The sequence below is a fragment of the Leptolyngbya sp. NK1-12 genome (assembly GCF_032598965.1).
In the GTDB taxonomy this organism is placed as follows: Bacteria; Cyanobacteriota; Cyanobacteriia; order Elainellales; family Elainellaceae; genus Elainella.
Genome location: NZ_CP053586.1, coordinates 1,582,597 through 1,604,051, shown reverse-complemented (window position 1 = coordinate 1,604,051; position 21,455 = coordinate 1,582,597). Strand labels below are relative to the sequence as shown.

General features: G+C 51.9%; 19 protein-coding genes. 4 read left to right on the top strand and 15 right to left on the bottom strand.

What is annotated here, in order from left to right:
* Positions 1-90: 90 nt before the first annotated feature.
* The 3 genes from HJG54_RS06460 to HJG54_RS06450 form a co-directional block, all read right to left on the bottom strand.
* Complete coding sequence (locus HJG54_RS06460) at positions 91-618, bottom strand: DinB family protein (protein ID WP_316434011.1); 528 nt, start codon at positions 616-618, stop codon at positions 91-93.
* A gap of 67 nt (positions 619-685) precedes the next feature.
* A complete protein-coding gene (locus HJG54_RS06455; protein ID WP_316434009.1) occupies positions 686-1,216 on the bottom strand; it encodes a GNAT family N-acetyltransferase in 531 nt (176 codons plus the stop codon).
* A 213-nt stretch (positions 1,217-1,429) separates the two neighbouring features.
* Positions 1,430-1,741 carry a hypothetical protein gene (locus HJG54_RS06450; protein ID WP_316434008.1) on the bottom strand — a complete coding sequence of 104 codons (312 nt, stop codon included), beginning with the start codon at positions 1,739-1,741 and terminating at the stop codon, positions 1,430-1,432.
* 561 nt (positions 1,742-2,302) lie between these two features.
* Here HJG54_RS06450 and HJG54_RS06445 point away from each other — a divergent pair.
* Positions 2,303-3,745, top strand: coding sequence for a PLP-dependent aminotransferase family protein (locus tag HJG54_RS06445; RefSeq protein WP_036002967.1), 1,443 nt, complete (start codon positions 2,303-2,305; stop codon positions 3,743-3,745).
* Here the strand turns inward: HJG54_RS06445 and HJG54_RS06440 are convergent.
* Positions 3,742-5,133, bottom strand: a complete 1,392-nt coding sequence (locus HJG54_RS06440; protein ID WP_316434007.1) for a malic enzyme-like NAD(P)-binding protein — start codon at positions 5,131-5,133, stop codon at positions 3,742-3,744. The two genes, HJG54_RS06445 and HJG54_RS06440, sit on opposite strands and share 4 nt — an antisense overlap.
* Before the next feature lie 846 nt (positions 5,134-5,979).
* Here HJG54_RS06440 and HJG54_RS06435 point away from each other — a divergent pair.
* Positions 5,980-6,414 (top strand): SRPBCC domain-containing protein, encoded by a 435-nt coding sequence (locus HJG54_RS06435; RefSeq protein ID WP_316434005.1) that lies wholly within the window; start codon positions 5,980-5,982, stop codon positions 6,412-6,414.
* A gap of 14 nt (positions 6,415-6,428) precedes the next feature.
* Here HJG54_RS06435 and HJG54_RS06430 read toward each other — a convergent pair whose 3' ends face one another.
* The 4 genes from HJG54_RS06430 to HJG54_RS06415 form a co-directional block, all read right to left on the bottom strand.
* Positions 6,429-7,076: a hypothetical protein gene (locus HJG54_RS06430; RefSeq protein ID WP_316434004.1), complete on the bottom strand. Its 648-nt coding sequence runs from the start codon at positions 7,074-7,076 to the stop codon at positions 6,429-6,431.
* A 99-nt stretch (positions 7,077-7,175) separates the two neighbouring features.
* Positions 7,176-8,870, bottom strand: coding sequence for a PhnE/PtxC family ABC transporter permease (locus HJG54_RS06425; protein WP_316434003.1), 1,695 nt, complete (start codon positions 8,868-8,870; stop codon positions 7,176-7,178).
* A gap of 10 nt (positions 8,871-8,880) precedes the next feature.
* Positions 8,881-9,630, bottom strand: a complete 750-nt coding sequence (locus HJG54_RS06420; RefSeq protein ID WP_316434001.1) for a phosphonate ABC transporter ATP-binding protein — start codon at positions 9,628-9,630, stop codon at positions 8,881-8,883.
* Between the two features lie 10 nt (positions 9,631-9,640).
* On the bottom strand, positions 9,641-10,567 hold the full coding sequence (locus HJG54_RS06415; RefSeq protein WP_316433999.1) for a putative selenate ABC transporter substrate-binding protein: 927 nt from the start codon (positions 10,565-10,567) through the stop codon (positions 9,641-9,643).
* A gap of 445 nt (positions 10,568-11,012) precedes the next feature.
* Between HJG54_RS06415 and HJG54_RS06410 the strand changes: the two genes are divergently transcribed.
* Positions 11,013-11,609 (top strand): chromophore lyase CpcT/CpeT, encoded by a 597-nt coding sequence (locus HJG54_RS06410; RefSeq protein WP_316433998.1) that lies wholly within the window; start codon positions 11,013-11,015, stop codon positions 11,607-11,609.
* A gap of 108 nt (positions 11,610-11,717) precedes the next feature.
* On the opposite strand, the gene HJG54_RS06405 is transcribed toward HJG54_RS06410, so the two are convergent.
* The 6 genes from HJG54_RS06405 to HJG54_RS06380 form a co-directional block, all read right to left on the bottom strand.
* A complete protein-coding gene (locus HJG54_RS06405; RefSeq protein WP_316433997.1) occupies positions 11,718-12,569 on the bottom strand; it encodes a DUF3598 family protein in 852 nt (283 codons plus the stop codon).
* Between the two features lie 25 nt (positions 12,570-12,594).
* Complete coding sequence (locus HJG54_RS06400) at positions 12,595-13,296, bottom strand: PHP domain-containing protein (RefSeq protein WP_316433995.1); 702 nt, start codon at positions 13,294-13,296, stop codon at positions 12,595-12,597.
* Positions 13,297-13,823: 527 nt separating this feature from the next.
* Positions 13,824-14,072, bottom strand: a complete 249-nt coding sequence (locus HJG54_RS06395; RefSeq protein ID WP_316433993.1) for a hypothetical protein — start codon at positions 14,070-14,072, stop codon at positions 13,824-13,826.
* Positions 14,073-14,722: 650 nt separating this feature from the next.
* On the bottom strand, positions 14,723-15,667 hold the full coding sequence (locus tag HJG54_RS06390; protein ID WP_316433991.1) for an ABC transporter substrate-binding protein: 945 nt from the start codon (positions 15,665-15,667) through the stop codon (positions 14,723-14,725).
* 309 nt (positions 15,668-15,976) lie between these two features.
* Positions 15,977-18,559, bottom strand: a complete 2,583-nt coding sequence (locus HJG54_RS06385) for a TonB-dependent siderophore receptor (RefSeq protein ID WP_316433990.1) — start codon at positions 18,557-18,559, stop codon at positions 15,977-15,979.
* A gap of 165 nt (positions 18,560-18,724) precedes the next feature.
* Positions 18,725-19,756 carry a helix-turn-helix transcriptional regulator gene (locus tag HJG54_RS06380; RefSeq protein WP_316433989.1) on the bottom strand — a complete coding sequence of 344 codons (1,032 nt, stop codon included), beginning with the start codon at positions 19,754-19,756 and terminating at the stop codon, positions 18,725-18,727.
* 171 nt (positions 19,757-19,927) lie between these two features.
* Here HJG54_RS06380 and HJG54_RS06375 point away from each other — a divergent pair, with 171 nt between their 5' ends.
* A complete protein-coding gene (locus tag HJG54_RS06375) occupies positions 19,928-20,629 on the top strand; it encodes a Uma2 family endonuclease (protein ID WP_316433988.1) in 702 nt (233 codons plus the stop codon).
* Positions 20,630-20,777: 148 nt separating this feature from the next.
* On the opposite strand, the gene HJG54_RS06370 is transcribed toward HJG54_RS06375, so the two are convergent.
* Positions 20,778-21,440, bottom strand: coding sequence for a Uma2 family endonuclease (locus HJG54_RS06370; RefSeq protein ID WP_316433987.1), 663 nt, complete (start codon positions 21,438-21,440; stop codon positions 20,778-20,780).
* Positions 21,441-21,455: the final 15 nt, after the last annotated feature.

The following is a 21,455-nucleotide window of genomic DNA, read 5'->3' as shown; positions in this document are numbered from 1 at the left end:
GTAGAGACGTTTTGCGAAACGTCTATGCCCATAGAGACGTTTTGCGAACCGTCTGTGCCCATAGAGACGTTTTGCAAAACGTTTGTTAAATTAGGGCGTTTTGTCGGATGTGGTACAAGATGATTGGGTCAGGCTGGGCAACCAGGGTAGATCTGTGATACCCGGATCGTAGCCCAACTGACTGAGTAGGGTCGTGAGCTGGCCGCGATGGTGAGTTTGATGGTTAAACAGATGCGTCACTAGGAGCCAATGGGGTAACGTGCGGCTTTTGCCATCCACCCCACTAGTGTAGGTCAAGGATTGATTCAGCCATTCGGGAGAAAGCTGCTGCGCCCAGTTCAGAATTTGCCAATCGGTGATTTGGCGCTGTTGACGCAGTTCAGCAAAATCGCTGTAAAGTTCTTCCCCAAGCTGAGCCGAAAACGGAGTTCGAGTCAAGCGGCCCATCCAGATCCGATCGCCGAACAGTAGGTGATTCAAGGTGCCATGAATCGATTTGAAGAATGCCCCTCGATCTTGCTTACGCACATTATCAGGAATATCAGCACAGATGGCATATAGTTTTTCGTTCATCCATTGGTTATACTCCGCCATTGTTTGATAATAAGTGCGTTCCATCACGAGTACCTCAGAATCTTTCTCGAAATAATATCAAATTTGAATTACCTTTGAATTACCGCAGTTGTTATCCCACAATTTGATTAGCTGATTTTGCTGGTGCTGCACTAATTGAAAAATCGATTGGTAGATTTAGCCGAAAATACAGTATGCTTCCCTGTTGGTCAATGATTTTAGCTCCCATGTTTTGGTAGAACCGCAAGCCACGCTGATTATCTTCATGAGCGTTCCAAGCCATATGGCTACAGCGGTGAGACTGCCCTAACTGAACTAAATGCTGAAACAGTCGAGTGCCAATTCCCTGTCCCCGCTTAAATGCATCGATATACAAATCATCCAGCCACAGGCTAGGACGACCTTGAAACGAGGAATAGCGAAAGTAGTAGAGTGCAAACCCAACCGGCTGCCGATCCACTTCTGCAAATACAGCCGTGGCATAGGGAGCAGCATTAAACAAAGTTTCTCGCAACGCCTGTTCACTCGTTTGCAGTTGACCTGAAAATGCGCCCAAGCTTCTATCAAATTCAGCTTTCTTTTGAATAAATGCGAACAATAGCGGCACATCAGCCAACTCAACCGGACGGATGGTGAGGTTCATGGTAAGCAATATTTCTGATAATCAAAGCGATGAAGAAGTGGATAAGATGTAGAGTAATGACCTATGTAAGCTGTCCTGGCTAGTCAACGAGAAGTGTAAATCCTGGGAAGGGAGAGTTAACCACGGTGCAGAGCTGGTGAAATCAGCTGTGAATCACCGTGGCAGGTAATTGGATAGAATCTCAGAGCAATACTCATTTGGCAATCTCAAGTTCTACCAATTGCGCGAGGTTTCATAGAAGCGTCGGTCGAGCCAGATGCGCGTTTCCTCTTCTGAACTGAAGGTTTTGGAATTGCCAGTCACTGGATCGTACACCTGATAGTATTCATTGCCGTTTGGCTCACACTTTTGCACAATTCTCGGTTCGGTTTTGGGCATTAGCAGTTGGAATAAGCCATTCCAGAGCCGCGACCAGATTGAGCCTTGTGAAGCAGAGGCAGAGCGACGAGGAGACTGAAATGGAACAATATTGGATTGGGACTCAACTTGGATATTTACTTCCGATGCGGGATTGTAGCTTTCCATAGGATTGCCTCTTGGTTGAATAATGGGAATAAATGGTGGGCAGTGAGATTGTTCGCTTGGATTGTTCTACTCTACAAAGATGATTTCGATGATTCAAAAGGCTGAGCCGATGGCTTCTATGAATAAAACAGATAGAAGGACTGAAAAACCCGAAACTACTGATTCAGCCTACAAATTTGATTCAAAGGAGCGATCAAACCCGTGATAGCAAAACTGCTAGTAACGAAATCGTGAATCGATGGTATACCGCTCCTAACCCAATCTGATTAAACTGCTCAGAATTTTGAGCGCAAAACTCCGTCCCCTGATTGGGGCTGCGATTTAATCTTTAATTGAATCGATCAAACAATCAACACTGCTTCAATAATTTGAATTTTCCCCGATCAAAATTGATCTGCACAGATGCAGTTGAGCTAAATTGTTATGGTAACAGTTGAACTTTGGCGAACTGTTATGGTCACAAATTAAAGTAACTGTATTGGTTCCCGACGGCTGCACCTCACCCTACTCTACAAAAACTATCACTCTACACCCCATCCACCTATCCATCCATTCACCCATATGGCTATTCAACTACTCGATCATTCTCCCGATAAAAGCCTGTACGAACAGGTAGCGGACCGAATTCAGCGGTTGATTGCTGAAGGTACATTACAAGTCGGCGATCGGTTGCCCTCGGTGCGGAAGCTGCATGAGCAGTGGTCGGTTAGCATCTCAACGGTGCTGGAAGCCTATCGGCTGCTCGAAGATCGGGGATTAATTGCTGCACGGCCTCAGTCGGGCTATTACGTCAAGCAACCGACGCTGAGGGCACCCAGCGAACCGCAGCAATCTACTCCGCCTCGCAAAGCCTATCACGTCGATAATTCACTGGGGTTTCAGGTGATCTGTTCGATTCGCGATTCCCAAACGGTCAAGCTAGGGGCCGCCGTGCCCAGCATGGAGCTGTTGCCAATTGCCGCCCTGAACCGCCTCACCGGACAAATTTTGCGGCAGCATCAAGTTTCCGCCCACGAGTATGATGTGCCTCCCGGCTGTGAACCACTGCGGCATGAGGTGGCTCGTCGCCTGATGGATGCGGGCTGCTCGATTACGCCTGATGAAATTGTCACCACCAACGGTACGTTTGAGTCGGTGTTTTTAGCCCTGCGAGCCGTCACCCAACCCGGCGATACCGTCGCGATCGAGTCCCCCACCTATTATGGTCTGCTGGAAGCGCTGGAAATCCTGCATCTAAAAGCCTTAGAACTGCCGACCCATCCCCGCGAAGGGCTGTGCTTGTCGGATCTAGAAACTGTGCTGCAAAAGAGACGGATTGCTGCTGTGGCGCTGGTTTCCAATTTCAGCAATCCGCTTGGCACCTGTATGAGTGAGCCGCGCAAAAAACAGTTGGTGGAATTGCTGGCTCAATACGAAGTGCCGCTGATCGAAGATGATATCTACGGCGATCTGTATTTTGAAGGCACCCGCCCCAAAGCGCTGAAAGCCTTTGACCGAGAAGGACTAGTCATCTATTGTTCATCTTGCAGCAAAACCCTGTCGCCCGGTTTGCGGGTGGGCTGGTCGGTCCCAGGGCGCTATCAGGCCAAAGTCGAACAGCTCAAGTGGGTGATCAATCAAACCACGGCGATTGCTCCCCAACTTACAGTAGCGGCGTTCCTGGCCAACGGCGGCTATGATCGGCATCTGCGTCAGTTGCGGCGGGCTTATCAATCGCAAATGCTGCGAATGACCCAGGCCATCTGCGATTATTTTCCTGCCGAAACGCGCGTCACTCGTCCGAATGGCGGCCATGTCCTTTGGGTGGAACTACCACCAGGCTTCGATTCGCTCGCCCTTTACCAAACTGCTCTTCAGCACCATGTCAGCATTGCCCCCGGCGTGATTTTTTCGCCCTCTGGGAGCTACAACAACTGTTTCCGGCTCAACTGCGGTCTACCCTGGTCCGACGAGATCGATCAGGCCATGCAGACGCTGGGCGAATTGATCCGTCAGCAACTTTAATTGCCAGCGATCCCTTCTTTACGCGCCGCATGCTGAACGGCAGCCGCAACGGTAGGAGCAACGCGCTCGTCAAATACGGAAGGAATAATATGTTCCCTATCCAGATCCGAAACTTTGATCAACGAGGCGATTGCTTCAGCCGCTTCTAGAAACATGGTGGTTGTCATAGTTTTGGCCCGACAATCTAACGCGCCTCGGAAAATACCCGGAAAGGCCAGCACATTATTGATTTGGTTCGGATAGTCACTGCGTCCAGTCGCCATCACTGCCACATCTTCGCTAACCAGTTCCGGCTGAATTTCTGGAATTGGATTCGACATGGCAAACACAATCGGGTCAACAGCCATCGATTTCACCATCTCCGGCGTCACAACGCCCGGTGCACTCACGCCCATGAACACATCCGCCCCCACCATTGCATCGGCCAACGAACCACTCTGAGCTACCGCAAACTCTCGCTTCTGGTCGTTCAAATCACTGCGGCTCTTGGAAAGAATGCCACGCGAATCGCACAGGACAATCGACTCGACTCCAGCTTTTTGCAACAATCGCGCAATCGCCACACCTGCAGCTCCCGCACCGTTGATCACAATCCGAATCTGATCGATGGATTTTTGAACCAGCTTCAGCGAATTGAGTAAAGCCGCTAATGATACAATCGCCGTACCGTGCTGGTCGTCATGGAAAATTGGAATATCCAACTCGCGCTGCAAGCGGGCTTCGATTTCAAAACAGCGCGGGGCGCTAATATCTTCTAAGTTCACTCCCCCAAACACGGGTGCAATATTCTTTACGGTTTCCACAATCGCATCCGTGTCTTGCGTCGCCAAACAAATCGGAAAGGCATCGATGCCAGCAAATTCCTTGAACAGCATTGCTTTGCCTTCCATCACCGGCAAGGCTCCGGCGGCCCCCAAATTTCCCAAGCCGAGGACGGCACTACCGTCAGTGACAATCGCTACGGTGTTGCTCTTAATCGTCAGGTTATGCACCTGTCCCGGATCGTTGGCAATTGCCGTACAAATCCGCCCGACTCCAGGCGTGTAGGCCATCGCCAGCTGATCCTGACTCTTGAGCGGAATTTTGCTGTGGACGCTAATTTTGCCACCCCGGTGCAAATTGAACGTTCGGTCATACACATTCAGCACCTTAATGTCATCCAAGGCCTTGACCGCCGCCACAATTGTCTCTGCATGTTCGGTGCTAGAGGCATCCACCGTGATGTCCCGCGTCAGGGCTTTGCGCGTCTGCTCGATGAGATCAATCTGACCAATGCTGCCCCCGGCTGAAGCAATCGCTTGCGTCACCGTTGCCAACATACCGGCTTGATTGGGAATCAAAATCCGAATTGTGAGACTAAAACTAGGATTGGGAGTCAGACTGACCATATCGTTGCTGATGTGCTCCTTTGCACTTGACAAAACTTAATCATACTCGCTATCTCCCCCAGTTTAGGGAAACTGAGCATGGTGGGTTGTACTCAGATAGACAAATAAAGTTTTGAGTTTTGAGTTTTGAGTTTTGAGTTTTGCAACCTCAGTAGATCGCAAATCCTGTTGGGATCCCCCCTAGCCCCCCTTACAAAAGGCTACGGTGTCTACACAAGTTGAAGATCCCCCCTAACCCCCCTTAAATAAAGGGGGGAACCGGAGGAAAGGGGGGAACCGGAGGAAAGGGGGGAACCGGAGGAAAGGGGGAACCGGAGGAAAGGGGGGAACCGGAGGCGAAGCCTGTGGGCACCTGCCAACCAAGGATTGAAGTCCCCCTTAATAAGGGGGATTTAGGGGGATCAAATCCTTGCATTGAGTGGCGATCGAGGCCTGTGTACACCGTAGCTTACAAAAGGGAAGAGCCGGGTCAACCGTGGTTTGAAGTTCCCCTTGATCTACGCCGAAGGGGCATCCCCGCTGGGGATTAGGGGGTTAGGGGGATTATGGCCCTGCGGGCATCTCAGAAACGGGGGATTGTGCTATGCAGATGTGCTAGGCACACACTACACAAACGCGCCCTATGCTAATCGGGCTGAAGCTGGCGACGGGCAAGGTGCCCGCACTTTATACTGATTTATTGAGCTGAATTACTTAAACAAAAAACACGTACTACGCCACTACTATCAAATCCGATTGAATCCCTTAATTCAAATGCTGTACAGGCGTTTTGCGTAGGCGTAGATGTACAAAGATGTACAAACGTTTTGCGAAACGTCTCTATGTGTTGAAACTCAAAACTTCCCCATGCCCAGCTTGTACGCCGAAATCGAAATCAATGCACCAAAGTCAGTAGTTTGGGACGCGCTTGTGCGGAAAGAGAACTGGCTGAAGTGGAACACGTTTTTGTATGACCGCAATCCTGACCTGCCGTTTGTGCAGGGGCGGACGGTTCAGCTCTCGCTGCGTCGCCTGCGGGAAGAAACCGAAACCGAATTTGAGCCGCGCATCCTCTTACTTCAGCCGCAGGTGTGTTTGCGTTGGATGACGACGGCTCCTGGGTATCGCAGTGAGCATGTGTTTGAGCTACAGGATATAGGCCGAAATCGGACTAAATACACCCATCGTGAGACGGTGTCAGGGATTACGACCCGGCTGTTCCTGCCCTTTTTGCGCCAAGATCAGCAGCAGGGATTGCGGCGGATGGCCCGCGAGTTGAAGTACTATGTGGAAGGCTATTGACCCTAGTTACTGGATTACCGCAGCTCTCGGCAGCCTAGTTTCCAGCGTTTTACGTCTTGAGCATCAAACGTGGTAAAAGCGATATTGCCATTAGCATCGAAGCACTCATAGGCAGTGCGGGACGGTTCGCTGATCTGAGCCAGGACGGCATTGCGATGCTGTAGCTCCCGGCAGCCCGGTTTCCAGCCGAAGGTGTCTTGCGGGTAGCTGGTGGTAAAGGCGAGGGTGCCATCGGTGTTGTAGCATTCGTAATGGATGGGACGGGCCGGAATAGGAGTGGAAACGCGAGTCCCGATCTCGCGACAAAATAGCTCCGAGTCTTCCGCCACCTCTGGGTCAACCGTGTTAAATGCAATACCGCCATTCACGTCGTAGCACTGAAAATACAGCGCTGGCGGCGAGTCGAGATTGCTGCTTTCATATTGGACTTCCCGGCAGCCCAGCTCCCAACCCACCGTTTCTTGCGGGTTGATCGTCGTGAAGATGACATTACCGGCTCGGTCATAGCAAGCAAAGGGAATCACCTGCCCCGCCGGAATCTCAGCTTCCCTCACCGCCTCTGTTTCATTTCGTTCACGAGCCTGCGCTGGCAGCGGCAAGCCCCCAACTAACCCATAAATTGCAGTCAGAACGGCAACTGGAGCAATAAATTGGCGATTCATAGGAATTTCAACACGTTAACGACATAAACGACGCTCTTACCCATTTTCTCCTTACAGTCCAGCTCTGTCAGCACCGGAAGATAAAGCCTTTGAAAACTCTCATCGCAACGCCCGCCGAGCTGTACCGCTAATCCAATCAACCACAAACGTCAGCACCACAAAGCCTGCCAGCGTCAGTAGCAGATTCTGATAGTCAAAACTGCTGAGCTGCTCGGTCAGCAACCGGCCCAGGCCACCCGCTCCCACCAATCCGACAATCACCGTTTCCCGCGTACAGACCTCCCAGCGGTAGAGGATATAGGCCAAAAACCGGGTCACGGTCAGCGGCAACACGCCATAGAGAAACAGTAGCGGAGCCGTTACTCCCTGCGCTTTCAAAGCCACCACCGGACGTGGATCCAGATCTTCCACCACCTCGGCCATCAGGCGACCCAGAATGCCCAGATTGTGGATGCCCAGCGCTACCGCTCCCGGTAGAATGCCTGGAAACAGCACAAACAGCGCCACCAAAGCCCAGATCGGAGCCGGAATCGCCCGTGCCATTAGCAGAAATGCCCGCGTCAGCAACAGTCGAGTCCATGCCCAGATTCGGCCCAGACCAGACGTGGTATGGCCTGCTAATAATCCGTTGGGCGACCAGACGTTACGCGCCGCCGGAAACGCCAACAGCACCCCACCCATGCCAGCAATCGCAATCGCCAGAATCGACATCGCCAGCGTTTGTAATAACAGTGGCCCTAGCTGGGGTAAGGTTTCTAGACGCGGCGGCCAGATGGCTTGGCCTACCTCTGCCAGCAGTGTTGCCGTGCGGGGCGACCACAGCTTCGTCCAATCTGCTGCCACATACCAAAAACTGAAGGGAATCAGCGCCAGAAGACCAATTCCAGCTCCTAGCACCAGCGGATCACCAGGTTTGGATTGCCTCCTGCTTCTGGTGGGCCGTCGTAGATTTAAATCCAACCGAGTCGGAGACCCCAGCCTGTGCCGTAACCAGGCGCTGCCCCAATCCACTGCGCCATTCAGAACAAACAATGCCAAAAACAGCGTCCAGAGCTGATGGTAACGCAGCGACTGGAGACTTAATAGGATTTCGTAGCCCAAGCCGCCTGCGCCAATGATACCCAACACGGCAGCCGAGCGAATCGAGCACTCAAAGCGGTAAAAGGCATAGGAGACAAAATTGAGGAACGTCTGCGGAATCAGACTGTAGATAAAAGCGTTAGCAGCAGGAACACCGCTGTTGAGTAAGGCAAACAGAGGTTGACGCGGCGTTTCATCTAATAGCTCCGAGAATATCTTGGCGACAATTGCTCCGTAGGGAATCGCGATGGCCAGAATTGCCACTAGCGGATCGAGTCCCAAAATATTTACAAAGAACAGTCCCCAAATCAGTTCGTGAATGGCGCGGGGAATTGCCAAAATCATGCGAATCGTTGAACTGATGGAACGGTGCAGGTTCTGATGAGGCAAAACCGCCAACCACCAGACTTCCGAGGCCAACAAGCCCCCGACTGCTCCGATCAACAAACTGAGGCAGGTGCCGCAAACCGCGTAGGCCAATGTCGTCAGAGCTGCTCGCCACACCACTGCCAAAAACTCCGCACTCAGGTCCGGCTGCCCGCTCGCTGCCAAAAACTGCCAGAGCTGCCCCAAGCCGTTCCAGTTAAAAATCGCCGGCTGCAATCCAACTGCACAGAGTGATACCGCAATCGCGATAAGAGCAATCACTGCCCAGCGCAGGCGTTGATGCAGCCAAGCCGGACGAGGTACGGTCTGAAGTGGTTTGTTATCCATCACAGCTCGCCTACAACCGATACAGCGCCTCGATCATTGCTTTGGTCACAGCGTCGGCTGGCGCATCAAACTGCATCCGGCCCTCGCGTAGTCCGATCACCCGGTTGCAGTAGTGCAGCGCCAAATCGATCGAGTGCAGACTCACGACCAGCGTTTTTCCCGTTTCGGTGACTAAGTCCCGCAGCAGGGCCATAATTTCTCGACTGCGTTCTGGATCCAGGCTAGAAACCGGTTCATCAGCCAGAATCACCGGCGGATTCTGCACCAACACTCGCGCTAAGGCCACCCGCTGCTGCTGCCCACCCGAAAGCCGATCGGTCCGCTCATAGAGCTTTTCGGGAATGCCAACTCGCCGTAAAGCAATCGCTGCCGTTTCTGTTTCTAGCGGATAGATCAGCGAAAATAGGGCTTTGGCAAATGACCAGTGGCTGAGATGACCAGCGTTGACGTTGTGAATCACAGCTAGCGAATCGACCAGGTGAAACTGTTGGTAGATCGTACCGATATGCTGCTGCACTTGCCGCAGTTGACGGGGCGATAAACGGCTGAGGCAACGTCCTAGCGCCCAAACCTCGCCTCCGGTAGGTCGTAGCGTGCCGTTGAGTAAGCGAATTAGCGTACTTTTCCCGGCGCCGCTCGAACCCACCAGCGCCACCCGTTCCCCGGCCCGAATCTGCAAGTCAAGGTCCGCCAGCGCCTGCAATCGCCCGAACTGCTGGTTCACCTGCTTTAGCTCAAACAGGATCTCATTCACATTCACATTCACATTCTCATTTGATTTTGCCGATTTGTCGCCCAATCGCTTCGATTTGTTGGTAGTTTCCATTTTCGGTAGCAATGAATTTGCTGGCTCCAAACAGCTCCAGAATTTCTTTTTGTGCGGGGACGGTCGGATCTAGCTTCAGCAGAGCCGCCTGCACCTTCTCGACAAAATCGGCTCCGTAGCGCTCGGTGACGGCGGGATTGATCACCCAGTGATAGTCGTAGTAGGCCGGCGTGCGCCAGATGACGTCTACCTGGTTAAGGTCCACCTCGCCCGCTGCTACCCGACTTTTCCACACCTGCTCGTTTAAGGCACCCACTTCGTAGGTTCCGGCTTCCACCAGCTTGATTGTGGCGTCGTGGGATTGGGAAAACCCGGGCTGGCCTTTGAAGTCTTCTAATTTCACTCCGGCCTGCTGGAGAAAATACTGCGGCATCAGCCGTCCAGAAGTGGAAGACTCGCTGCCAAAAGTGATCGTGCGGCCCTTCAAGGATTGCAGACCGTTGATATCCGTCAAGGGCTGAATGCCAGCTTTTTTGTTGGCGATAAACACGCTATGGAAATTGGCATCGATGTCGCGCTGGGCAATTGCCTCAGCACCGGGCACCTGAAGCCGCGCCTGCACTCCGGTCAAGCCACCAAACCACACTAGATCCAGATCGCCCACCTTAAAGGCCGTGACTGCCGCCGCATAGTCGGTTACGGGTTTATATTCGACCGGCACCCCCAACTCCTGCTCTAGATACTCCGAAAGTTGACCATACAGCCGCTGAAGTTTCTCCGGGTCCTGATCGGGAATGGCTCCCGTGACTAAGGGTTGCTGAGCTTCACCTGTAGTTTCACCCGTTGGAGCAGCAGAGCGATTAGGTGCACAGGCCACGATCGGCAGCAGCAGCGTCGCAATTATCAACAGTTTTTTAGCGAAGTAAACCATACGTTTCGACGATTGTTTCTACAATTTTTCTAGGATGTTTTTGCCATGTTCAGGGTTTTTGGCCCCCTAAATCCCCCAACTTTGGGGAACTTCCGAACCAGCGCTCTTACTAACGAGAGCAGGGAATGGTGAGCAGATTTCTGCAGATGGTGGATGGGCTTTGCCGTGAGCGGCTCAGCCGAACGGTAGATGGGTGATGCTCACTAGAAAGTGCTTTGGATAGTAATTGCGAGGTAAGAACGAGGTAAGAATATAGATAATCCACTTTGATTGGAGCCTTTAGGTTGGGGCATTGCAGTTTCTCAAAGTCCCCCAAAATTGGGAGATTTAGGGGGCCAAACACCTGCCGCCTGGGCTAGTCTTCAGCGAAAGGAAAAACCACCCCCAACGCCAGTCAACCAGCCGAGGACCATCATAAATTGTATATAGCTCTGTTGGACCAATCATGACCGTTGATCTCACCCAGTTAGCCCATTGGCTGGCCGGAGAATTTGACAACCAGCCCCAAGCCCAAGACCAGCCCGTGTGGTTTGTCAGCCTACGGCTGTGGCAGCGTCCCTTACCGTTTCGGATTCAGGGCCGCTTGGCGCTGTTTTGCGAGCAGGCCAATTCGCTCTACCTGGATGCCCCCTACCGACAGCGGATTCTGGTTTTGCAGCCGAGCGACAACCCCCAGCAGGGGCGCGCCCAATACCTGGCCTTCAAGCAACCCGAACGGTTTAAGGGTGCAGGTGCCCAGCCCGAACGACTGCAAACCCTCACCCTCGACGATTTAGAAGCCCTTCCTGGCTGTGAGCTAACGATTACCTATACCAACCAGCGCTTCAAAGCCGACCCCGACCCCGACGCCAAATGCTGCTTCCAGTACAATGGCCAAACCCGCCAGGTGATTCTCGGCTTCGAGGCGACGGCGACGCAATTTCTGAGCTGGGACCGTGGCGTCGATCCTGACACCGGCAAGCTGCTGTGGGGTGCCCTGATGGGACCCTATCAGTTTCACAAGCGGCAGGATTTTGCTGCCGAGCTTCCTGTAGCTACCTAGCAACAAAAAATCCCCGGCGGGAAGCCAGGGACTAGTGTTTAGGGTGCATCTACCACTACACTCTTCGTCCTTAAAGGGGTCGATCAGGACGATTTTGTAATTTTCTGATTACGAAGAAATTTTTTGTTCTGTAACTAAGGTTAAGCTGACCCACTCACCCCGCGCATCGTAGCTGCGGATCATGCGTTGACGCCGGTTGGGATGCAGTAGCCAGCCTGCTTCTAGAAAAAACGACTGGCCGCGCGGAACCGTTAGGGGCGTTGTCGCCGAAGCACCATCGGGCAGCAGCAATACCTGTACCGGATAGCGACCTTGCTGGAAGCGCAGAATCGGGCCATCTACCTGCGCAGTCGAAGTTAGTTCAATTCCAGGAGCACTGATCGACTGATGCAGTTGGTTGCCTTCCAACCTCACTGAGAGCCGCGTCGAATAACGGGCCGGATTGCGCCAGTCGGGATAGAGCGTCACCGATTCCCCCTGCCATTCGCCCACTAGCTGCTCTGGGGTCAGAGATTGGATAGGTGGCAGCGATTCAGCAATGGGTGTGTCTTGCCGCTGTTCCCGAATCAGAGTGATTTTGGCTAACTGACTGGCCTTGTCAAACAACTGCACGACCCGCAACCGCCGATCCCCGTCGATAAAACCCAGCTCTGCACCAAACTCGGAAAACGGACCATACTGGATCGACCCCTGGGAAAAGGCGCCATTCTCGAAAACCAAAACGCCCCGATTCAAGGAGCTGTATTCCAGTACCCGGTCATAGATCACCGCTCCGGTTGAGGAAAACTTTTGGATCGTCTGCCGCACGGTGCGGTTGTCGTTCAGTCCTGCAAGCGTCACCAAGCTGGGGCTGTCTGCTTCGATGGTTCCATCTGGAGAAATTTGCGTAAATGAGCCTTGCCACGCGCCCAGGTTTTGCAGCAGGTTGCTCCACTGGGATGATGCCCCCAAATCAGTCATGCCGGTTTTCTACTCCCTTACTACTCTAGAGGCGCTGCAACAGCGACAGGCCATGCGTATCGGTACCGCAGGTGTGGAGCAGACTATAGCGGTTGCCCAAGCTACCAACTGCCTCGGTTTCTTTGGGGCTGGGCCGCCAGGGAGACGGATTATTGTAGGCGTAGTAGGTTTCAACCCCATCGATGCCCAGATCCACCGCAGCGGGAATCAACTCCTGAGGCGAACGACGATAGCGGGCTGGATGGGCCAACACCGCCAACCCACCGGCCTGCTGAATCGCGCCAATCACCTGAGCCGCCTGGTAGCTTTTACCTGTGGGTGTGGCTCCCTGCAAGTAGGGCTGCATCGCCGCATGGTCCAGGTCAAAGGCATAGGCCAGAATATGCACCTCATCGGAGAGGAGGCCAGCGTTAATTTCAGTTCCGGTCCAGAGCTGCGGGATCACCCGCTCCGGCTGGATTTGCCGCTGAGCTACCAGCCATTGCCGTGCCCTCAAGTAGCCGTTGACACTGTGATGATCGGTAATCGCTAACCCTTGCAGACCAATTTCAACCGCTTGGTGGATTAACTGCTCTGGCTGTAACCTGCCGTCAGAGCAGACCGTATGCATGTGAAAGTTGAACGAGCGCGGACAACTCTCCACCGTAATGGTCTCGAATACAGATCGAAGTGCTGCTGCATCTGGAGCACCACAGGAAGCCCTACTGCCAGCTAGATTCACAGCCATACTGCTACCTTAACGGTTGTTCATATTTCGTCTTCTACTATAGCCGACCCGATCTGGAACCGGGGTATCTTGCCCAACCGTCCTTTCAGGACTCCCGACAACTCACAGAGTAGGGACTGAACCTCAGTCGTAGAGATGAGTTTCGCTTCAGATGTGAAAGCGGCTAGCTGGCCAAACCTCAGCAAGACTGTTATTTAAACGACACCCTTAAACACCTAAAAAGGAGGACTCCAAATCGTTGTTGGTTTGGTTCCCCCCTTTTGTAAGCTATGGTGGACACACAAACCGAGCCGGTTAGGATTCGAGGCTTTTTGGCCCCCGTTCGGCTGAGCTCACGTCGAAGCCTAAATCCCCCAATTCTGGGGGACTTCCGTACCTAATTGGGTCTGAAGCATGGGAAAAACTTTCCAAAGAATGAATCAGAAGACAAAACAGGAAAAACCTTGGTAATACAAACCCCCTCACCGCTCGGCTGATTTTTCTGGCCCCATGGGGGCAGTGCGCTCGCGTCGAAGCCCCTCCCCCCCTCACTCCCTGCGGCGATACAGCAGCAAAATACTCATCACCTCATCCGAGTTGGGCACGGGCAGTAACCGACTCCAGGAACCCGCATCGGCAATGCCGGCTTGATGCTGGCGGTGAATCATTTCTTGTACACCTGCGGTAGAACCAATCAGAATCAACCGTAAACGCTCGCGCTCACCAAAGTTGGAGCTGGATGGAAGACTGGGTGAATTAAAATCGAACGGTAAATCGGACAGAAACTCATCTGCCATAGTAAACACTCCTTGGAATTTTTAGGGTTGGAAGAAACCCCAAAAATTTAGCCACCCCGCCAAGCACAGCGCAGGATGGCTAAGGAGTGTTAAAATACTCCACTAGCCTCCCAGACTGGTGTGTACAGTCGAAGGGGTTAGTCGCCCTGGTGCTGCTCTCAACAGCTAGGGGCGACGGCTAAATTTTTGGGTAGCCGGATTGTGCCCACAGAAGCAACAATCTTAATCTGATACAATACCGGGATTATGCGGCAAATGCAACCGCATCAAGAAAATTATTTGGCAGAAGTGGGGGCAGGTTGCCTTTTGGGGATGGTCCAGAATTTTGTGTCAATCTAGTTTTCTGGCTTCGTCAGTAAGAGGATGTTTGATACGTATCAAATGTGTTGCATTGCCCCCTAAATCCCCCACGAGTGGGGGACTTCCGAACCCGTATGTCTGGTTCACAGTCCCCCCTCGCGCTTCGAGCGCGGCAACCAACAGAATGGGGGATGTAGGGGGCTGGTTCAACGTCCCCCCTTCAAAGTACTCCGTTCACAGTCCCCCATTGATGGGGGATGTAGGGGGCGGTTCGGGTTGCATCGGCGACTTTTAAAACACCCTCTAAGGATGGGCGATGCCACAAACAATCACAAAAAAATCGCAGGCTCTCACTCTGCTCTCAGCAAATGGTTAAACAGGTCATCTAGAACTAAATTAGCGGTGACAATATCACCTCCATACCAATGTTCTGCATCCACTGGATATACTTTGCCTTGTTTGACTGCTTCTAGCTGAGACCACAGCGGATTACGTTTTAAGTCTTCAACCAATTTCAGGCTATCTCTATCCCTAAATGAGATGACAAGAATCACATCACCACCCATTTTCGGAATCCATTCAAACGAGACAGGCTGTGAGTTGTATCCATCCTGGTCCTGTTCAGGTGGGCGCGACAATCCAGCGTCTTGAATTACACTGCCGCCAAAGAATCCTTTGTACATGATCCGTGTTCCCTCTCTGAGCGGGTGAATCACCGAAACTTGCATGGTAAGACGACTGCCCATTTTCTGTTTAAATTCTGCAATTCGCTGCTGATAGTCTCGCAGCAATGCTTCTGCTTTCTGAGTTTTGCCTAACGCTTCACTCGACGAGCGCAAAAAGTTCTTCCAGCCGTCGCCACTGGGATAGTCGTAGAGCACAGTGGGGGCAATCTGCGAGAGTTGATCATAAATCGCTCTGTGGGGTGAAACTGCCATAATCAGGTCAGGCTGAACCGTCAGCAGTTTTTCTAAACTCACCTGATCGGCACTGAAACCATAGCCGAGAATTGTCAGGTCCTCAGCCCGATTGGCTAGATAGGGTTCCACTGGACCCAGTCCGCTCTGGTGTTCTGTGCGGTACCAAGCAGTCGAACCAACGGGCTGGATGCCCAGAGCTAGCGCGTTTGCCAAGTGTCCTGTATCCAGGGTGACGACTCGTTGGGGGTTGGCTGGAACCTGGGTTTCCCCCATCGCATGACTGGCGGTGCGGCTAATAGATGGAGAAGAACGATCATTCTGAGTGGTTGGGTTCTGAATGGTCTTGCTATTACATGCTGCAATCAGAATAAGCATTAATACACTCAGGAAACACCACTTGATTGCATGACGAACGGAGTAAACCATTAACTTGAAATCACCAAAATAGAATCAATCAGAAACTGTTTGTCAACAAGGTATGGATCCCCCTAAATCCCCCTTGAAAAGGGGGACTTCAACCCAACCCATTCAATCCAGTTCTGGCTTGGTTCCCCCCTTTGTGGAAGGGGGGCTAGGGGGGATCTTCAACGTGTGTATACGCCGTAGCGTTTTCAACGAAGGTTAGGGAGGAGCTAATTCCAGAGAGCAGTTCAGCCATCTTTCTACTCATTTACAAACAGTTTCTTAAAAGCGAACGGAAACGGTTCCCAGAATCGTAAACGGTGCCCCAGGGCTGACACTATTGCGACTGATCGCGCTTTCAAAATAGTCTACATCGAATAGATTCTTGAGGTTGAGCTGGACTTGCCAATTGTCACGTCGATAAAAAATAGCCGCATCGGTTCGCACATAGCTCGGTAAATCAAACGTATTGGCTAAATCACCGGGACGATCGCCCACGACGAAAATTCCGGCTCCCAAACCTAAGCCTTGCAAATCGCCGGATTGAATTTCGTAAGTGCTCCAGAGGCTGCCGCTATGTTGGGGCACGTTGTTGGGGCGGTTACCTTCATTGCCGCTGTTATCTTCAGTAATTTCTGCATCGGTGTAGGCGTAGCTGGCGATTAGATTCCAACCGGGGAGAATTTCGCCCGCCACATCAAACTCAATGCCTCGGCTGCGTTGTTCACCAATCTGAATTCTAAAGTTGGGGCGATCGGGATCATCGGTTAATACATTTTGGCGGGTAATTTCATAGGCGGCTAGAGTTGCGGCTAGTCTGCCATCCAAAAACTCGGTTTTCACGCCCACTTCAAACTGTTCGCCGGTCGTGGGTTCAAAGGGAGTGCCGTCGGGATTGCGATCGCCGAAATCACCCAACGGAAAGAACGAACGGCTCCAGCTTGCATACAGAGAAACCGGAGGAATCGGCTGATACACAATTCCAACGCGAGGACTAAGTTGCGTATCCTGCTGAAATAGGGTGCTTTCTCCCTCTAATCTGCCGATATACTCCTGATTAGCCAAATCGTACCGCGCCCCCAGCAATAGCTTCAGATTGTCAAAAATTGAGATCAAATCTTGGGCATAAACTCCGACATAGCTGCGAACTTGAGTGGCATCATAGCCCCGCTCCAGTCCAAAATCGCGGTTGCCATAGTCTGGGTCAAATAGGTCAATGGTGTCGCCACCGAAAAATAGTTCAAAGCTTTCGGTTTGGCGACGCAGATCGATGCCAAATAGCAGATCGTGATTCACGGATCCGGTGCTTACCCTGCCCACAACATCGGTTACTAGTGAATAGGTTGTCGTTCCGCCAGAGGTAGTGGAGGCATTACGATTAACGGTGCGGTTGTCGGGTTGTAACGGGCCTAATCCGATTAAGTCCCGTTCCAGCACATCGGCAATCTCAACTCGAAAGGCATTGCGAACTCTCAGGTTTTCGCTGAACTCATGTTCCAGACGGTAGCCAATGTTGAAGCTCTCGTAGGTGACATCACTAAAGTCGGGTTCACCTAAATAGCGCGATCGGGGCACCTCTCCCAGCGGATTCTCTAACACCGTTCCCACAGCGGGTAAACCTGGATAAATATTGCGAGAATCCCTCAAATAGCTGCCTTCCAGAATTAAAGAAGTGTCTCTGCCCAACTCAAAGCTCAGCACCGGAGCCACAAAAATTCGCTCAATATCCACAAAATCAACAAAAGTGCCGGAATTTTGATACTGGGCATTTAAGCGATAGCCAATCGTGCCGCCGTCATTGAGTGGCCCCGAAATATCAATACCGGGACGATAAAAGTCATAATTGCCGATCGTGCCCTCGACCTCATAGAAAGGCTCATCCGTGGGCAACTCTGTTACTAGATTAATCAAGCCGCCCGGTTCTCCTTGCCCATAGAGCACTGAGGCTGGGCCTCTGAGGACTTCAATTCGCTCAACATTCGCCAGTTCCTGCTGAAAAGCACTTCCAGGGCCGAGGTTACGAATGCCATTGGTAAAAAAGTAACCAAAGCTTTCAAAACCCCGAATGATCGCCGCATCACCATCTGGTCTGAGGGAAGAAAATCGACTGGAAACACCGCTGACGTTGCGGAGGGCATCGCTAATTTGCGTGACTCCCTGATCCGCGATCACTTGCCGAGGAATCACCGTAATTGACTGCGGCACATCGCGGAGGGGCGTATCGGTTCGAGTAGCGGTGCTGGCCTCTGGAACGTAATAGTCACTGCCCTGCTCCCCCGTCACCACCACTTGAATCGCATCTTCATCAGTTCCTGCGGCCTCGGTTCCGGGCGTAACGGCTAGCACTAATCCCGCTGACTCTATGCTCAGGTTGGCAGTGGGCGGCGCATCGACTCCGGTAATTGCCACTCGCACCCGGTTATTGGGCAAACTCGTCAGGCTCACCAGCGCAATTCCTGCTGTAGGATTTGCCTGCTGAAACTCTTCTCCTTCGGGTAAGGCCAGCACCGCATTGGCAATATCGGCAATCAGCGCGTTCCCCACCACAGAGGTAGAAGGCACCTGCAATGGCTGATCGGTTTCTAGCGTGATTGCTAAACCCGTATCGGTTGCATTCACCTGCACGCCTGTGATCTGGACTGCCGTCTGTTCAATTTGCGCGATCCATTCATCTACGGTTGTGTTGGGTTGCTCAAGGTCAGAGAGGAACGGTGCAGTGGAAGGGGTGAGGGGCGAGGGGGTAGAGGACTCTTCACTGGTTAACTCCTCTGCTCCTTCACGCTCCATTTGTGCCTTTGCAGGGGTTGGCAGCAGCACTGACAGCAGACTCACGCCAACGACCCAATACCGGAATTGCTTGATCATCACACCACACACCAAAAATTAAAAATGGAAAGCTCGAAGAAGAGATATCAGGTTAGATATCTCATTCTTCCTATCTTCAGTTGATAATCTTTCTTAAGAAGCGTACCGGATTTGGGTAGGGTGTGGTCAATTGGCTTGAATGGTGGACGGAGCTTTTTTGAATGGCTAGCGGAGTTTTTGCCTCAACTTGCCTCTGCGGTAGGTGTTGGGATTCACCCCAAACTTTTTGCGAAAGGCAATGGCAAAATGGCTGCGGTTTACAAAGCCAACGGCTTGGGCGGCTTCTGCAACGCTCATTTCACCCGCTTCTAGTAACTGACGCGATCGCTCCATGCGGCAATCGTGCAAATAGCCAAACACAGTTGTGCCAAACACCTGGCGAAATCCGGCTTTGAGTTTGCAATCATTAATGCCGACAAATCGAGCTAACTCAACCAGGGAAGGGGGATTGCTTAGGCGAGAAATCAACACGTCTTTGGCATAGTGAATCCGTTCGATGTCTTCTGGTTTAAGGAGCTTAGGTTTATGAGCAAAACATTCGGCATCTGAGATTTGGGCTAGTTGCAACGCGAGCAGTTCCCATGCTTTACTCTCCAGATACATCTGCTTTGTCAAGCCCTGAAACGGACACTGCAAGATCTGCTGCAAGACCATCTGCATTGCTAGAGTTGTTGAACAGATCTGGGAGAAAAAGAGTTGATCGGATGGCTTCACCAAATGCCTTAACCTCGGTGGAAGCTGATCTGGTGTGCCGTTAACCCACTGGCTAAGAAGCGTTGGATCAAGATGAATGCTGACTTCAACAGTGTGTTGATTCGCTCGGTTTCTGTAAATTCCGCCCGGAGCCATGCCGCTGCCATAAAAACCATGTTGTCCGGCCTGCATCTCGGCCATACCGGATACGGCTCCAACCAGGATGTAGGTGAGTTCGATGGGGTGTTCCCGGTCAGTGCTGATGAGAACTAAATCCTGATGAGGAGCGTAATCCACGATCGACAATACCAATCCTTCTCGGATACCAAAATCTCGAATATGGCCGTTGCCAAGCTGCGAGGGATAGCTCCAGGTAAAATCAAACTGATCTGAAGCAAAATCTAAAGCAGCCCCAAACTCGTCTGCCATACTTTCCTGCATCAACCCAAAATACTCATCCTGCGAGAGCGTAATTGGAGATTGTCGATAGGATGCGAGCGCCATAACTAAATGGTTAAATCTTATTGATAATATTCTTAACTATTCATACCGTGATTGCTCAACAAATGGCAATTCAGCGATCCTCAGGCTTAAGGCATTTCTGACTTTGCATTCCTGACTTTGCTACAGTAAACAGTATCCTAAAACAGGATCCCACGCTCCGAGAACGTGACCATGGTCAAACAAGTGCCCCCTCACGCCAGTTCTGCCCTACCACACCTGCCTCCGCTCGAAAGTGGCGATCGTCTCACTCGTCCCGAATTTGAGCGGCGCTACGCAGCAGCCGACATCAAAAAAGCAGAGCTAATCGAAGGAATCGTTTACGTGGCATCTCCCTTAAGACATGAGCAGCACGGCAAACCCCACAGTCGAGTCATGACGTGGCTGGGGGTCTATCAGGCAATGACTCCTGGAGTTGACTTGAGTGTTGAGCCAACGGTCAGGCTCGATTTGGATAATGAGCCGCAGCCAGATGCTGTGCTGTTTATTGAAACCAATGCAGGTGGGCAAACCCGTATCAGCTCTGATGGCTATATTGAAGGATCGCCAGAACTGATTGTGGAAATTGCTGCTAGCAGTGCTGCCATCGATATCGGAATCAAGAAGCAGGTCTATCGCCGCAATGGCGTGTTGGAATATGTGATCTGGCAATCCTATGACAATCAATTGGAGTGGTTCTGGCTCACAGATGGAGAGTATCAGTTACTCTCTCCTGATCCCGATGGCACCATTCGCAGTCGGGTGTTTCCGGGCTTATGGTTAGCAGTCGAGTCCCTGTTGAGTAACCAAATGACGCATGTGCTAGAGGTCCTGCAACAGGGACTTCACTCACCAGAACATGCTGCCTTTGTAGAGCAGTTGCAACAGCAGCTATAAGCTTACTTCCACGTAGAGGGATCAACCCTTGCATTGAGTTGCGATCGAGATCTGTGTACACAGTAGCCTTTTTAAGGGGGGACAGGGGGATCGAGTTTTCAGCTTTCAAGTGCGTCACTCCTATGATAGACAACCCGTTTAGAGATGCTTATTCGAGATTGGGGGATGTCAACGTCTGAATAAAGGTTTGATGCGCGGGGTCAGCAAGTCCGGCTTGTAGCACACTCAGCACCTCCATCATCCTGCCCTCTAACAACGCGGGCACTGCCAGCCATAGCCCCGGAAACAAACTGCTGCGAATGATCCCATCAACATCCGGTTCAATTAAGACAAATTCCTCCGCTTGTAACCGAAACCAGCTCAAGCAATTCTCGAAGGTTTGCCACACCAAATATTCCTGAACACCATTGCGGCGATAGGCATTTTGCTTCGCTCCCAGGTCAATCGCGGCACTGCTGCTGGCAATTTCTGCGATCAGTTCGGATGCTCCTTCAATGTAGCCGTCTTCGCTGATAGTTGAGTTGCCGCCTGTTTCAATGCGGAGCAAGGCATCCGGTTGGGATTCATTGTCCATATCCAGTCGCGTAGTCGTGTTGTCTGCTACACTCACCCCTGGCGTTGCCGCCCAATAAACAGTTAGCCAACCAACTAGAGCAGCATGAGGTGTGCCATGAAAAACTCTGACTGGAGATGCCACGTAAACCACTCCTTCGATCAGTTCGGCTTTGAATTTTTCTGGAGTTGCCTGATAGCGGCGCTCAAACTCAGCACGAGTCAGACGATCGCCACTCTCTAGGGGGGGAACTGGCATAGAACGAGGTTGTTG